Source organism: Shinella sp. OV683 (genome assembly GCF_057787725.1).
Genome location: NZ_CM173543.1, coordinates 2,520,363 through 2,535,240 on the forward strand (window position 1 = coordinate 2,520,363; position 14,878 = coordinate 2,535,240).

Consider the following 14,878-nt stretch of genomic DNA (forward strand, 5'->3'; position numbering starts at 1 on the left):
TCAGGAGGCCGCAGCAGCCTGCGGCGCAGTCCAGATCGGGGTTTCCTTTGACGGCAGCAGACTGGTGTAGAGTTCGGCGTAGAGCTTGGCGCTGCGCTCCCAGGAGAAGCGGGCGCTCATGCCCTGCTGCTGCAGCCGTTGCCATTGTCCTGGCGTGTTGAACACCTCGATCGCCCGGCGGATCGCGTGGCGCAGTCCCTCTGTCGTGACCGGGTGGAACTGGAACCCCGTCGCCACGCCTGCACCCATCGCAGCGTCGTTGGCATCGATAACAGTTTCGGCCAGGCCGCCGGTGCGCGAAACGATCGGCACGTTGCCATAGCGAAGGCCATAAAGCTGGGTCAGGCCGCAGGGTTCGAAGCGCGACGGCTGGACGATTGCGTCAGCACCGCCGTGGATGAGATGAGCGACCCGTTCGTCATAGCCGACATGTACGGCGACTTTTCCCGGCAACCTGTCGGCAGCATCGAGCAACATGTCCTGGATGGCCGCATCGCCCTGCCCGCAGACGATCAACCTACCGCCGCGATAGACGATCTCCTCGGCAACATCGGCGAGCATATCCATGCCCTTTTGCCAGGTCAGGCGGCTGACAGCAGCAAAGATCGGCCCGCCATTGTCGTCCAGACCGGACTCCTCGACGAGTTTCTGGCGGTTCTTGCGACGCTGCTCGACGGTGTCGACGTCGAACGATGCAGGCAGATATGCGTCGTTGCCGGGATCCCAGATTTCGTCGTCGATGCCGTTGAGAATACCCTTGAGGATATCCACCCGCGCCCGCAATACGCCCTGCATTCCCATACCGAATTTCGGCGTCAGGATTTCGCGGGCATAAGTGGGGCTGACCGCGGTGACGGCATTGGCCGTCATCAGCCCGCCCTTCAAGAACGAGATGTCGCCGTAATATTCGAGGCCATCGAGCGAATATGTGCTGACGGGCAGATGCAGATAGGGAAACAGCGCTGCAGCGAATTGTCCCTGAAATGCGATGTTGTGAATGGTCAGCACCACGGGGGTTTCGCAACCCATGCTGCGCATATAGACCGAGGTCAGTGCGGACTGCCAGTCATGCGTATGGACGAGGTCCGGCACCCAGCCCGGCAATGCACCGCTGGCAATCTTTGCTGCGGCCAGAGACAGCGCTGCAAAACGCTTCCAGTTGTCCTGGTGGTCCTTGCCGTTTTCATCGAGATACGGACTGCCCGGGCGATCGTAGAGCGTAGGAATGTCGAGCACCAGCAGCGTCAGGTCGTCTGTCTGCAGCAGGCGAATAACGGCGGATTCACCGAGCACATCCTCGAAAACCGCGAGCGGCGCGCCTTCACGCGCCATCGGCAGCAGCGAGGAATAGCCGGGTATCAGCGTGATCGTGGCAATGCCAAATTCCTGCAGGGCCTTTGGGAGCGCACCGGTAACATCTGCCAGGCCACCGGTTTTCACCAGTGGGAAGATTTCCGATGTCACCGACAGAACCCGCATTCCCGTTTCCCCAGTTTGCCGATAGATCCTCCAAGACAGAGCCTCGCCGAGACACGGAGTCATGTCAACAAAAGAACTGCGCAGATCGGCGCTAGTTCCTTCAAAAGGACAATCTCCTGGAGGTTCTCTCGATTCGTGCCCCCGCCCCGGGTGCACGATCAAGAGAAGCGAACCAGCAACGCTGGCGTGACTGTAGCCTGAATGGAAATGGTTGCCGGAGAGTGAATTGCTGCAGGTCTGTCGCTAGAATTCGCAAAGTTTTTTGCAGCGCAACTGGCTGCGGGAGGGGGCCATGATCCGATGTGACGAAAATGCGACCAGTTCTCAACTTTCCGGCATCGGCGGCCCGTCGTCCGTCAACAGCAAGTGATTTTACAGTGATGTTGAAACTGTGAGACCTTGCCGCCCGTATGGAGAGTACTCGCGCAGCAATCGCGATGCTCAGGAGGAAACACATGTTCACGCGCAGACAAATATTAAGGTCGGGAGCGGCGCTCGCGGCCGCAGCGGCATTTCCGGGTGCTATTCTGACAGCAGCCAGAGGCGCATTTGCCGCATCTGGCAACACGATCACCCATACTGACGCGGAATGGCAAAAGCTACTGACGCCAGAGCAATATGAGGTTCTCAGGCACGCAGGCACCGAGGCACCGTTCACCAGCGTGCTGCTGGATGAACACCGAGTGGGAACGTTCGATTGCGCCGGCTGCGACCTGCCTCTGTTTTCATCGAAAACCAAGTTTGACAGCGGCACCGGCTGGCCGAGTTTCTGGCAGCCGCTCGACAATGCCGTGGTCACCAGGAGTGACGAGAGCCTCGGCATGATCAGATCAGCCGTCGAATGCAGCCGTTGTGCGGGCCATCTCGGCCATGTCTTCGACGACGGCCCGCCGCCAACCGGGCTTCGCTACTGCATGAACGGCGTAGCGCTCAAATTCGTGGCGGCGGCGGCGTAAGCGCCGCAGTCGGCAATGCCTCACATTGAAAGGATATCGAGATGACAAGAATCTCACTTACCAGCCGGCTTGGCCGCTGGACCTCACGCGCCGTGCTGGTGGCTGCCGTCCTCGCAGCCGGCGTGGCGCTTTACTCCCGCGTGGCGGTTGCCGAAGAGGGCATCGCCATACCACCGCCGAGCGTGGACGAAAGGCAGTCGACCGCCAAGATGGAGACGGCCGTGTTTGCCGGCGGCTGCTTTTGGGGCGTGCAAGGTGTCTTCCAGCATGTCAACGGCGTGATCGATGCGACATCGGGCTATGCCGGCGGCAAGCAAAAAGACGCGATCTACGAAGTCGTCGGCAGCGGCAATACGGGGCATGCGGAGTCGGTCAAGGTGATCTTCGATCCGAAGAAGGTGAGCTATGGCCACCTGCTGCAGATCTATTTCTCCGTCGCCCACGATCCGACCGAGTTAAACCGCCAGGGGCCGGACAGTGGCACCCAGTATCGCTCGACTGTCTTCCCGACCAGTGACGAACAGGCTGAGGTCGTCAAGGCCTATATCGCCGAACTCGACAAGGCGAAGGTGTTCGGCCAGCCGATTGCCACGACGATCGAGCCAGGCAAGTCGTTCTACGCGGCCGAGGGCTACCACCAGAACTTCCTGACGCTCAATCCGACCTACCCCTATATCGTCTACAATGACCTGCCGAAGATCGAAAACCTGAAGCGACTGTTTCCCAAGGATTACCGTGACCAGCCCGTGCTGGTGAAGGTTTCCGAAGCCAATTGAGGCGAACCAGCCTGCCCCGGCACCTGCGCCGGAGCGTCTTGGATTCTGTTCGCCTAATTCCTATATTGGGCGGGAAAAGAGCGGCGGGATAGAGCACGATGTAGCCATCGATCGCAGGACGCGTAATATCGATACAGGCAATCGTCGCCAGCCAACCCGCTGCCAAACTCTGGGATGAATCAACATGACAAACTATCAAAAGACATCCGAAGCCGTCGCCAAGCTCAATCCGGAGCAGTATCGGGTAACCCAGCAAAACGGCACGGAACGGCCCTGGACGGGCCAGTATGTCGACAACAAGGAACCCGGCATCTACGTGGACGTGGTTTCCGGAGAGCCGCTTTTTGCCTCATCGGACAAGTTTGAATCCGGATGCGGCTGGCCGAGCTTCACCAAGCCGATCGAGCCGGCAAACGTTGCCGAACTGCGCGACGCCACGCTTGGCATGGTCCGCACCGAGGTACGCTCGAAATTCGGCGACAGCCATCTGGGTCACGTTTTTCCGGACGGCCCGCGTGACCGTGGCGGCCTGCGCTATTGCATCAATTCGGCCTCGCTGCGTTTCGTCCACCGCGACGACATGGAAACGCAGGGCTATGCCGATTATCTCAACCAAGTGGAGGAAATCCAATGACTGTAGAATGTGCGGTTCTTGCCGGTGGTTGCTTCTGGGGCATGCAGGACCTCATCCGCCGCTATGATGGCGTGATTTCGACCCGTGTCGGCTATAGCGGCGGCGACGTCAAGAACGCGACCTACCGCAATCACGGCACCCATGCCGAAGCGATCGAGATCATGTTTGATCCCAACCGGATCAGTTTTCGCCGATTGCTCGAATTCTTCTTCCAGATCCACGATCCCAGCACCAAGAACCGTCAGGGCAACGATCTCGGAACGGGCTACCGTTCGGCGATCTTCTATACCAGCGACGAACAGAAGCGGGTTGCCGAAGATACCATCGCCGATGTTGATGCATCGGGCCTGTGGCCGGGCAAGGTGGTGACCGAAGTGTCGCCGGTTGGTGACTTCTGGCAGGCAGAGCCGGAGCATCAAGACTATCTCGAACGGATTCCGAATGGCTATACCTGCCATTTCATTCGCCCGAACTGGAAGCTGCCGATCCGCGAAAAAGCTTCGGCCTGATCGCCCGATCGATAAACCGATATGAGGCCCGGGAAGCCACCGCTTCCCGGGCATCTTCGTATCAAGGGATGACGTGAAAATGGCGGATTGCAACTCATCGTCGATCCCGGCTAGGATTGTGGCTCGCTCCTCTTAGAGCGCCTTGCCGAAGTGACTAGTGATGCGGAGTGTCTGGACATGAATATCGAAACGCCGATCAACGCCTCGCAAGGCGAGAGCATCCCATCCGAGCTCACCCGCATCCTCCAGATCCAGCGGCAGGCGTTCGCCAAGGATATGTCTCCCTCCAGGCAAGTCCGTGTCGATCGGCTGAACAGGCTGGAGAAAATGGTCATCGCGCGCGAGGCGCAGTTTTCCGAGGCGATCGACCGCGATTTCGGCGGGCGCTCGGCTGTGATGACATCGATCACCGAGGTCATGGTGGTGCGTGCTGCCATTCGTCACGCGCGCCGGCATCTGGGCGGCTGGATGGCTCCGCGCCGCATTGGGGTCGGCTGGGCGTTCTTGCCGGGCCGCGCAAGCATTCTCGCCCAGCCCCTCGGCGTCGTCGGGATCATGGCGCCATGGAACTATCCGCTTCAACTGCTGCTCAATCCGCTCGTCGGTGCGCTTGCTGCCGGCAATCGCGCCATCCTCAAGCCGTCGGAATTCACGCCGGAATTCTCCGAGGTGCTGAAGGCTGCAATCGCCGAGTTCTTCACCGAGGACGAAGTCGCCGTAGTCACCGGCGGCCCTGAGATCGCGCAGGTGTTTTCCGCCATGCCCTTCGACCACCTGATTTTCACCGGTTCGACAGCGGTGGGCAAGCTGGTGGCGCAGGCGGCGGCGAAGAACCTGACGCCGGTGACACTGGAACTGGGCGGCAAGTCGCCGGCCATCATCGATGCCACGGCCGACCTCAAGATGGCGGCGAACAAGCTCGCTTGGGGCAAGCTGCTCAATGCCGGCCAGACCTGCATCGCCCCCGATTATGCCTTGGTGCCGCGTGATCTCGTCGAGAAGTTCGTCGATGCGCTACGCATCAGCGTCACCAGGCAATATCCCACCATTGCCGGAAACCCCGATTACGCGAGCATCGTCAATGCCCGGCAGTTCGCGCGGCTGAATGGGCTGATCGAAGATGCGACGGCCCGGGGTGCCCAGCTCCTGCCCCTGGGCGGTGACGGCGATGCCAATGCGCGCGTCATGGTGCCGGTCGCGCTGCTTGGCGTCGATGCCGACATGACGGTGATGAAGGAGGAAATCTTCGGGCCGATCCTGCCCATCGTTCCCTATGACACCCTTGATGACGCGATCGGCTATGTCAACAACCACGACCGCCCCCTCGCCCTCTACTGGTTCGGCGGCGACAATGCGGCGCGCGACAAGGTGCTGGCCCATACGATTTCCGGCGGCGTGACGATCAACGACACGATCGTGCACATCGCCCAGGACAACCTGCCCTTCGGCGGCGTTGGCGCCTCCGGCAGCGGCCATTATCACGGCGAATACGGCTTCCGGTCGTTGTCGAAGGAGAAACCGGTCTTCTATCAGTCGCGGTTTTCGTCGGGTTCGCTGCTCTACCCGCCCTATGGATGGCTGACACGCCAGTTGCTCAAGATTCTCAACCGCTTTGCCTGACGGGCAATGTCGCGGACATCGTGAAGATCTGCGCTCTGGACAAATGCCCGCCGGACTTTAACCTGCCGTAACGAGAGATGGTTCGCGGAGTCGGGCCGATATCGCCAGGAGACGGTAGATGCATGTGGTAAGTTTGTTGAGTGCCGGAATGTTCGACGTCAAAATCAACGGCGAATCTGCCTCCATCCCCGATGTCTTTCCGCACTGGCACGCCCATGACCGCTTCGGACTGGTGATCGACGAATCCCTCGGTGGCATCGGGGCGACGCATCTCTTGCAGATCGCCATGACCTCTTTCTACGATATCAAACCTTCGCGACGGAAAGAACTGGCGGTCTATCCGGAAATATATGCCTTCCATATCGGCAAGGGTCGTGGTGCACATGCGCCCTACGATTTCTGGCCGGCGCGCCGCGAGGTCATCACCTCGCTGGATCATCGCGAGGTGCTCGACGCGATCAACGATCGCGGCATCACCCGGTTGGCGGTGCCGGATCGCCTCCCCGCACGGTCGTGCATCGCCCAAAGGAGGAGGATGCGGCGTTCGATCGCATCGTCTCGGGCTTCGTCTACAGCGCCACCGGACGCGTCAGTGATCCTGACCTCGAAATATCGGGCAATGACAAGCGCACCGAATATAATCCCAGCCAGGCGCTGAAGGCGGTGACCGAGATCCAGGCCACGCGCGCCAAGCCGGAGGGCGGGCGGCCCGTGAAAGAGACCGAGGACACCTATATGCAATGGCTGTTGGAGCGGGCCAGGGATGTAACCGCGGAAGAGCGCGCACTTGCGGAGAGCCGCCGCCTGTCGTTGCGGCAGAACGGGCTGGTCAGCGAAACCTATCAGCGCATCAGCGTGGCGGAGGCTTTGCAGAGATTGGCGTCAGCCGGAATGGGCTGAACGCGACAGCAACTGTTGCGACATAGATCGAGGGAAGCCCTGCGACAGGCTTCACGCCTTTGCGTACCCCTTACCGTCGAGCCACCGCGTAAAAGATAGTCGGGCTACCTGCCATATTTCTCGATTGATGCGCTGTTGGCGAACTCGATCTTGCCTTCGGCGCGAAACGATGCCCCGGTATGCCGCGCCGGCAGTCGATTGCCCTCGCCGAAGATCCGGTTGCGCAGCGATCCCTCCCCGTACTCGGTCTTGTAGATGCCACGGCTCTGCAATTCCGGCACGACGATGTCGATGAAATCCTCGTAGCTCTCGGGTGTCACTGTGCGGGTGAGATTGAAGCCGTCGATCTCGCCCTCGTCGATCCACGCCGCCAGTTCGTCGGCGATTTTTGCCGCGTCGCCGACGATGATCGGATAGCGGCCGCCGATCTCGACTTCTGCCAGCAGTTGCCGCTTGGTCCAGCCCTTCTGCTTGGCTAGCTGCGTCACCGACTGGATCGAGTTCGAGGTTCCATAGGTGATCGGCTCGTCAAGTTCGTATTGCGAAAAATCGATGCCGGTGCCGCCGGCGAAATGGGCCAGACCTGCCTCCGGGCTGGCATAGCTCTTATATTCGGCGAGCTTGTCGTCCGCCTCTTTCTGGGTGTGGCCCGGAATGATTGTTATGCCGATGAAGATCTTGATGTCGTCGGCGCGGCGACCGGCGGCAACCACCGCCTCGCGCAGCGTCCGCGCAGTGGCACGGGCCGCATTCCGATCCGTCGCGGTGATGAAAACACATTCGGCGTGCCGGGCTGCGAACTGCCGTCCGCGTCCCGATGTGCCTGCCTGGTAGAGCACCGGCGTGCGCTGAATCGACGGTTCGGAGAGATGGTAGCCCTCTGACTTGTAGTACGGCCCGTCGTGTTTGATCGCTCGCACCTTGGCGGGATCGGCAAAAATCCGCCGCGCGCGATCGTTGAGCACCGCATCATCATCCCAGCTGCCTTCCCAAAGCTTGTAGAGCACCTCCAGATAGTCGTCGGCGCGATCGTAGCGCTGGTCGTGCTCGGCCTGGCCGTCGAGGCCCAGCGCGCGCGAGGCGCTGTCCAAATAGCCTGTGACGATATTCCAGCCGACCCGCCCGCCTGTCAGGTGATCGAGCGTCGACATCCGCCGTGCGAAAATATAGGGCGCCTCGGAATTGAGATTGACGGTGATGCCGAAGCCGAGATTTTTCGTTACCGCCGCCATGCCGGAGATCAGCAGCAGCGGATCGTTGACCGGCAGTTGGATCGATTCCCGTAACGTCAGGTCCACGGAATTCTGGTAGATGTCATAGACCCCGACGATATCAGCCAGAAAAATGCCATCGAACAGGCCGCGCTCCAGCGTCTTGGCGAGCGACGTCCAGTAATCGAGGTTCTTGTACTCGCTGGAACGGTCGCGCGGATGCGCCCAGAGACCGTGATTGATGTGGCCGACGCAATTCATGTTGAAGGCGTTGAGCAGGATCTGCTTCTTCTTGGCGGTCATTGTCATTCCATTCTTCGGTCAGATCGCGTCGGGGTCAGATAGCACCATGGCGCGGCGGTCGCTTGCCGTTGAGATAATAGTTGCCGACCGCCTGATATTTCCAGCGCACCGGATCGTGCAGCGTATGTGTCCTGACATTACGCCAGTGACGGTCGAGATTATCCTCGGCCAGGGTAGCAGAGGTTCCGGAAAGTTCGAACAGCTTGTTTGAAGCCAGCAATCCGGCCTTGGTGGCGAGGATCTTCGCCTCCGCCACGGCGATCGAAGCCGCCGCCACGCTTTCCTCCGTCATATCGGCCTGAGCAGCATCGACGGTGCGGCCCGCCCGCTCCAACAATGCCTCGGCGGCCCTCAGCCGAACCCGAACATTGCCGATCTCCCGTAGCGTCAGCGGATCGGCGGCTCGCTCGACTTTGGAGTCAATCCACGGCCGGGCGCGCTCACGCACGAAACGCAGCAGGTCCTGATAGGCGCCCTGCCCGATGCCGAGATCGATCACTGCATGCATGATCTGCGCGACGGGGCCGATGGTCGTGGCACGCTCGAACGACACCTGAAACGGAACCACCCATTCCGGGTCGACAACCACCCGCTCGAAATGCACCGTGCCGCTGCCGGTGACCCGCTGGCCGAACCCATCCCAATCATCGTAGATGGTGACGCCGGGTGCGTTGCGGGGGACGATGGCGAGATACTGGACCAGCTTGCCGTCTTCTTCCGCCGCCACCAGCGTTGGTATCCAGTGGGCATAGATCGCCCCCGTGCAATAGAATTTCTGGCCGTCGACGAACCAGCCCGCTGGATCGCGCACCAGCCGCGTCCGCCGCTTGAAATCCTTGGCGCCGATCTCGGCCAATGCATTGCCTGTTCGTTCGCCGGCAAGCACACGATCGTAGAAGAATTTCTTCTGCGCGTCGCTGCCGCCCACTCGCAGAACTTCGAGCGAATAGAAATGGTTCTGCGGGATCTGTGACAGCGAGCCGTCCGCCGCGCCGATGATGGCGACCACCCTGGCGAGCGTGACATTCGAGACGCCGGCTCCACCGTACTCGCTCGGCACGGTAATGCCCCAAAGACCGCTCTGCACAAATTGGTCCAGCTCATCCCATGGCAACAGCCGTTCACGGTCGCGGCGCGATGCATTGGTGAGGAATTCCGCCGCCAGCCGATGCGCGACCTCGATCGCTTCCGCGTCAGAGGCGATCAAATGCGGTCGCTGTTTCGGCGCAGGTGCGGGCCTGGCGATATCGCTAATCCCCGTGATCGACATATCAACCTCAATTCCACTGGTGGCGCGCTGGAAACGTGCCGTTGAGTTCATAGGCGCCGATCAGGTGATATTTCCAGCGCACCGGATCGTGCAGCGTGTGCACCCGGGCATTGCGCCAGTGACGATCGAGATTGTGCTTGGCGCGGGTGGCGGCTGAGCCCGCCAGATCGAACAGCTTTTCGGTTGCTTCGAGCGCGATCTCTGTTGTCAGGATCTTGGCCTCGGCGACGAATACTGACGCCTCGGCGCTCGAGGCATCGGTGACCGGCGCGGCTGCGATCCGGTCGAGCGCAGCTCCTGCCTGATAGAGCAGTTCCTGCGCCGCGTGTAGCTCGGTCTGGAGATGGCCGATCTCGTGGATGATGGTCTGGTCGTCGCTTGCGACTTCCAGTCCGGAATCCGTCCATGGCCGGGCGTGGTCCTTGACGAAGGCGATGGTATCGGCGATCGCTGCGGCAGCAATACCGCTGTCGATGGCCGCCTGGATCAATTGCGAGATGGGGCCTGTTAGACCGGGACGATCCGCAAACGACCAAACCGGCAGCACCAGCATTTCATCGATCAGCACATTGTCGAATTCCACCGTACCGCTGGCCGTCGTGCGCTGGCCAAACGAACTCCAGTCATCAATGACGTTGACGCCGGCGGCGTCATGGGCAGCCCAGACCTGGACAGGACGATCCTGGTGGTCAAGTGCCCGCGTGGGGATCCAATGCGCGAAGATCGAGCCTGTCGCGTAGAAACGCTTGCCCGTCAGTCGCAACCCCTGTGCCGTTCGGCTGAGCCGGGTCGTACCGACATTGACGGCCCTGGTACCGCGCTCCGGCCCGGCATTGCCTATACGGAAGCCGTTCATAACGTCGCGATAGATCCGTGACCGCTGCTGCGGCGTACCATATTCGCGGATCAGAGCAAGCACGCCAAAATGGTTCTGGGGGATCTGGCCTAGCGCCGGATCGGCGGCACAGAGGATTTCGAAGATTTTGGCAAGTGTCACATAGGAGACATCGGCGCCGCCATATTCCTTGGGCACGGTAATCCCGCCAAGGCCGCTTGCCGTAAAGGCTTCGATCTCGTCCCATGGCAGGCGCCGATCACGGTCTCGGTCGGAAGCCCCTTTCGCGAACACCATGGCCAGTGCCTCCGCAAGCGCAATGGCTTCGGCATCGTCGACTATGCGATGTGGCGTTGAGGGCGGCAGCGGCTTGCGTCGGCTGTCTTTGTTGAGCGCGAGCGGTGCTCGCTTGGCTTGAGACAGACGGGACATGGGCATTCTCCGCACTTTCAGAACTATCGAGCGCGCAGGCGCCGCACGGCGTGGTCACCGGCAAACTGCACGATGCAGACCATGGCGATCAGAACGGCGATGACGACGGCCATCACTGTGGTGTCGAAGCGCTGGTAGCCGTAGCGGATCGCCATGTCGCCAAGGCCGCCAGCACCTACCGCACCCGCCATGGCGGATGCGCCGATCATGCTGACGATGGTGATTGTGAAGCCGCCGACGATGCCGGGCAGTGCCTCGGGCAACAGCACATGGCGGACGATGTGCCAGCGGCGGCATCCCATCGCCTGCGCCGCTTCTATTAGACCGCCGTCGATCTCGCGCAGGCTGACCTCGGCGATGCGGGCAAAGAACGGCGTGGCGCTGATCGACAGCGGCACGACCGCCGCCCAGACGCCAATCGTCGTTCCCGTCACAAACCGGGTGAAGGGCAGCAGCGCGACCAGCAGCACGATGAAGGGCGTGGCGCGGAAGCCGTTGATCAAGGCCGCCAGCACTTTGTTGGCGCGCGGCGCGTGGATCAGCCCGCCTGGTCCGGAAAGCACCAGGAACACGGCAAGCGGTATGCCGGCGGCGAGCGCGATCAGCGCCGAGATGCCGACCATCATCACCGTATCCAGGAATGCCCATCCGAGCCGTTCAAACATTGCTGGCGACATAGCCCAAGACCTTTACCCTGTGTGCAAGCGCGCCGAGCCGTTCGAATGCGCCCGAGGCGAGCTGCGCTGATATCAGCAACCGTCCGTGGACATGTCCCTGTATCCGATCAAGCGCGCTCTGCAACAGACGCACCGGCGCGCCAATGGCGTCGCTAATGGCGGCGATGTCCGGTTCCAGGCCACCCTCGCCCGTATAGGAAAGCTCGATGATGGCCTCGCGTCCGCCACCCGGTTCAGCGGTCAGGTGAGCGGCTACATCCTCCGGAATATCCCGGCTGAGCGGCTGCAGCAGTGCCTTGGTCGCATCGTGATCCGGATTGCCGAAAATCCGCCAGACCGGACCAGCTTCGGCGACCTTGCCCTGTTCGAGCACCAACACCTCGTCGCAGATTTCGCGGATGACGCTCATCTCGTGGGTGATCAGCACGATCGTAATGTTGAGCCGCTTGTTGATGTCCTTGAGCAACTGCAGGATCGACAGCGTCGTCTCCGGATCAAGGGCTGATGTCGCCTCGTCGCAAAGCAGGATCTCCGGCTTGTGCACCAGCGCACGGGCAATGCCGACGCGCTGCTTCTGGCCACCGGATAGGCGGGACGGATAAACATTTTGTTTGTCTTCCAGCCCCACCAGCTTCAGAACTTCGGCGACGCGTGTCTCGATCTGGCGGCGAGGCACGCCGGCCACCAGCAAAGGCAGCGCTACATTGCCCCATACCGTCTTGGCCGATAGCAGATTGAAATGCTGGAAAATCATCCCGATGCGCCTGCGGAGCGCCACGAGCGTATTCTCGTCATAGGTGGCGATATCCTCGCCGTCGACCAGTACCCGGCCGCCTGTCGGATTTTCCAGCCGGTTGATCGTCCTGAGCAGGCTGGACTTGCCGGCGCCGCTGCGGCCGATGATGCCGCAGATCGCACCCGCAGGGATATCGAGGCTGATGCCCTGCAGGGCATGCACGTCACCGGAGGAAGAGACATAGGTCTTTTCGACGGCGTCAAAACGGACCGTACCGGGCTGCTTTGACGCGGGCTCGACATGCGGGTGTAGCGGAGGCAACGCCTTTGCAGCGGATTTCGGGACGGCGTCAGGCGCTGCCCCCATCTCGCTTCTGGCGCGTGGGCTTTCGATCAGTTCAGCCATGACAGCGTGTAGAGTTTTTTGTCGTTGGCAAAAGCCTTGTCGATCGCCGCCTTGACCGCGTCAGAGTTCTGGTAAAGCTCGACCAGCTTCTTGAGAGCCGGTTCATCCACCTTGTCCTTGCGAGCAGCAAACACGATCGAGAACTGCTTGTCGCCGACGCCCGAGTAGATCAGGCCGGAACTCGGATCGAAGGCCTTGGAGGCAACGATGAAATGGGGATAGCCGAGCGCCAGATCGACGTCGCCGGTGATGCGCGCCAGCTGCGGGCCTTCGACTTCGGTGAAGGTCACGTGCTTGGGATTGTCGATGATGTCATCGATCGTGCCCTTGAAGCCGACGCCGTCTTTGAGCTTGATCAAGCCACCCTTGTCGAGCAGCAGAAGGCCGCGGCCCTGATTGACCGGATCATTGGCGATGGCAACGGTGGCGCCATCCGGCACGCTCTTGAAGTCCTTGTACTTCAGCGAGTAGATGCCGATATTGGCGAGCACCCCGGTGCCGACTGACCCAAACTCGTAGCCACGCTCCTTGATGGCATTGTCCATGAAGGGCTTGTGCTGGAAATAATTGAGGTCGATATCGCCGGCCTGCAGCGCGATATTCGGCGTGGTCCAGTCGGTAAACTCGACAACCTCGATATCGAGCCCCTTGGCCTTCGCCTCGGGAACAAGGGCCTCGATGGAATCGGCATAGACGCCCGGCACCACCCCGACCTTGACCGTCTCCGCCGTCGCCTGCGTGGCGAGCGCTATGACCGCTGCCGAGAGAAGACCTGTTATCGTGAACTTCATAATGCATCCTCGTTTGATTGAATCGCTCTATTACCTATAAAAACTATATACAAAGAGCACTATGTCAATCGTAAAGTGTGCGGCGCAATATCTTTCTGCGAAGGATGGCTAAGCCCGCCTCACGCGACTGTTCGCCATCATGATCACCGAGTTGCCGTCACCGGGCAGATCATGAAGAAGGTTGATCGATTCCAATAAATTATATAATCTATATATTTAATAGTATTTTGTTTCAATGCGTCGTGCTGCGACAGCAAAGCTTTTCCCATCAGCCCATGTTGATGAGGCAACGATGCTTGGATACGGCGCGTCAGCTTTGCGATCCTAGGATGCGCAAGTTTACTCCTCCCAATCAAAACAATGCGACAGGAAACACCATGATCAACAATTCGAAATTCACGCGCCGCACATTCGGTTTCGTCGCCGCCTCCACCCTTGCACTTCTCAGCTTCGCGTCGCCCGCGATCACCCACGCCGAGGACAAGTCCATCAAGGTCGGCATCATGAGCGGCGAGGATGAAGACGTCTGGCGCGTCGTCGTGGCCGAGGCGGCCAAGAAGGGCCTCAAGATCGAGACCGTCACCTTCAACGACTACACCCAGCCGAACGAAGCGCTCGAGCACAACGAAATCGACGCCAACGCTTTCCAGCACAAGCCCTATCTCGACAACCAGATCAAACAGCACGGCTATCACATCGTGCCCGTCGGCTTTACCGGTGTCTGGCCGATCGGTCTCTACACGAAGAAGTTCAAGACAGTGGCAGAACTGCCGGAAGGTGCCGTGATCGGCCTGCCCAACGATCCGTCGAACGAGGGCCGTGCGTTGCGCGTCCTGCAGAATGAGGGCGTGATCAAGCTCAAGGACGGTACAGGCATTCTCGCCACCATCGCCGACATCGTCGAAAACCCCAAGAAGGTTGAAATCAAGGAACTCGATGCCGGCATCGTCGGCCGCTCGATCGATGACCTCGATGCCGCCGTGGTCAACACCGACTGGGCCCTCAAGAGCGGTCTCACACCGTCCGATCGCATTGCCCAGGAGCCGATCGCTGACAATCCCTACCGCAATTTCATTGCCGTCAAGCAGGGTAGCGAGAATGAGGAATGGGTAAAGACCCTCGTCTCCTCCTACCAGAACGACGCGGTCAAGGCCGAATTCGAAAAGGTCTACAAGGGCACAGGCCTTAGCGCATATTGAGAATAGCCAAGCAAGCGTGACCGCTGACCCTCTCCCCGCAAGACGGGGCGAGGGAATTTGCCCTTCATGCACTTGACTACCGCCATGCTGCCTCTGCAAGGGGAACGACAGGTGCGTGTGGGGCGATATATCCAAGAAGGACCAT

Annotated in this window: 15 protein-coding genes; 8 read left to right on the plus strand and 7 right to left on the minus strand. The window is 60.5% G+C overall.

The genetic code is table 11. From position 1 onward, the window contains the following. Positions 1–1,479 (minus strand): glycogen synthase GlgA, encoded by a 1,479-nt coding sequence (gene glgA / locus ACXHRN_RS12070; protein ID WP_488641549.1) that lies wholly within the window; start codon positions 1,477–1,479, stop codon positions 1–3. Positions 1,480–1,934: 455 nt separating this feature from the next. Between glgA and msrB (ACXHRN_RS12075) the strand changes: the two genes are divergently transcribed. The 7 genes from msrB (ACXHRN_RS12075) (at position 1,935) to ACXHRN_RS12105 (ending at position 6,874) form a co-directional block, all read left to right on the plus strand. After that, positions 1,935–2,435: a peptide-methionine (R)-S-oxide reductase MsrB gene (msrB, locus tag ACXHRN_RS12075; RefSeq protein ID WP_488641550.1), complete on the plus strand. Its 501-nt coding sequence runs from the start codon at positions 1,935–1,937 to the stop codon at positions 2,433–2,435. 41 nt (positions 2,436–2,476) lie between these two features. Beyond that, positions 2,477–3,211 (plus strand): peptide-methionine (S)-S-oxide reductase MsrA, encoded by a 735-nt coding sequence (gene msrA / locus ACXHRN_RS12080; protein WP_488641551.1) that lies wholly within the window; start codon positions 2,477–2,479, stop codon positions 3,209–3,211. Between the two features lie 184 nt (positions 3,212–3,395). Beyond that, the gene (gene msrB, locus ACXHRN_RS12085) at positions 3,396–3,845 is read left to right on the plus strand and encodes a peptide-methionine (R)-S-oxide reductase MsrB (protein ID WP_488641552.1); all 450 of its coding nucleotides are present in this window, start codon (positions 3,396–3,398) and stop codon (positions 3,843–3,845) included. Next, positions 3,842–4,354 (plus strand): peptide-methionine (S)-S-oxide reductase MsrA, encoded by a 513-nt coding sequence (msrA, locus tag ACXHRN_RS12090; RefSeq protein WP_488641553.1) that lies wholly within the window; start codon positions 3,842–3,844, stop codon positions 4,352–4,354. The genes msrB (ACXHRN_RS12085) and msrA (ACXHRN_RS12090) overlap by 4 nt, the downstream gene beginning before the upstream one ends. A 177-nt stretch (positions 4,355–4,531) precedes the next feature. After that, positions 4,532–5,974, plus strand: coding sequence for a coniferyl aldehyde dehydrogenase (locus tag ACXHRN_RS12095; RefSeq protein WP_488641554.1), 1,443 nt, complete (start codon positions 4,532–4,534; stop codon positions 5,972–5,974). A gap of 148 nt (positions 5,975–6,122) precedes the next feature. Next, entirely contained in the window at positions 6,123–6,632 is a 510-nt protein-coding gene (locus ACXHRN_RS12100) for a hypothetical protein (RefSeq protein ID WP_488641555.1), read from the plus strand. A 5-nt stretch (positions 6,633–6,637) separates the two neighbouring features. Next, positions 6,638–6,874, plus strand: a complete 237-nt coding sequence (locus tag ACXHRN_RS12105) for a hypothetical protein (protein WP_488641556.1) — start codon at positions 6,638–6,640, stop codon at positions 6,872–6,874. A gap of 104 nt (positions 6,875–6,978) precedes the next feature. Here ACXHRN_RS12105 and ACXHRN_RS12110 read toward each other — a convergent pair whose 3' ends face one another. Genes ACXHRN_RS12110 through ACXHRN_RS12135 form a run of 6 tightly spaced genes read right to left on the minus strand, consistent with a single transcriptional unit; the run spans position 6,979 to position 13,534 of the window. Beyond that, entirely contained in the window at positions 6,979–8,388 is a 1,410-nt protein-coding gene (locus ACXHRN_RS12110; protein WP_488641891.1) for an LLM class flavin-dependent oxidoreductase, read from the minus strand. Between the two features lie 34 nt (positions 8,389–8,422). Next, complete coding sequence (locus tag ACXHRN_RS12115) at positions 8,423–9,658, minus strand: SfnB family sulfur acquisition oxidoreductase (protein WP_488641557.1); 1,236 nt, start codon at positions 9,656–9,658, stop codon at positions 8,423–8,425. Between the two features lie 7 nt (positions 9,659–9,665). Then, positions 9,666–10,925: an SfnB family sulfur acquisition oxidoreductase gene (locus ACXHRN_RS12120; protein ID WP_488641558.1), complete on the minus strand. Its 1,260-nt coding sequence runs from the start codon at positions 10,923–10,925 to the stop codon at positions 9,666–9,668. 23 nt (positions 10,926–10,948) lie between these two features. Then, positions 10,949–11,602 (minus strand): methionine ABC transporter permease, encoded by a 654-nt coding sequence (locus ACXHRN_RS12125; RefSeq protein ID WP_488641559.1) that lies wholly within the window; start codon positions 11,600–11,602, stop codon positions 10,949–10,951. Next, a complete protein-coding gene (locus ACXHRN_RS12130; RefSeq protein WP_488641560.1) occupies positions 11,583–12,743 on the minus strand; it encodes a methionine ABC transporter ATP-binding protein in 1,161 nt (386 codons plus the stop codon). The genes ACXHRN_RS12125 and ACXHRN_RS12130 overlap by 20 nt, the downstream gene beginning before the upstream one ends. Continuing rightward, the gene (locus ACXHRN_RS12135; protein WP_488641561.1) at positions 12,731–13,534 is read right to left on the minus strand and encodes a MetQ/NlpA family ABC transporter substrate-binding protein; all 804 of its coding nucleotides are present in this window, start codon (positions 13,532–13,534) and stop codon (positions 12,731–12,733) included. Before ACXHRN_RS12135 ends, ACXHRN_RS12130 begins: the two co-directional genes overlap by 13 nt. 377 nt (positions 13,535–13,911) lie before the next feature. On the opposite strand from ACXHRN_RS12135, the gene ACXHRN_RS12140 reads away from it, so the two are divergent. Then, positions 13,912–14,733, plus strand: a complete 822-nt coding sequence (locus ACXHRN_RS12140; protein ID WP_488641562.1) for a MetQ/NlpA family lipoprotein — start codon at positions 13,912–13,914, stop codon at positions 14,731–14,733. The last annotated feature ends 145 nt before the right edge of the window (positions 14,734–14,878 follow it).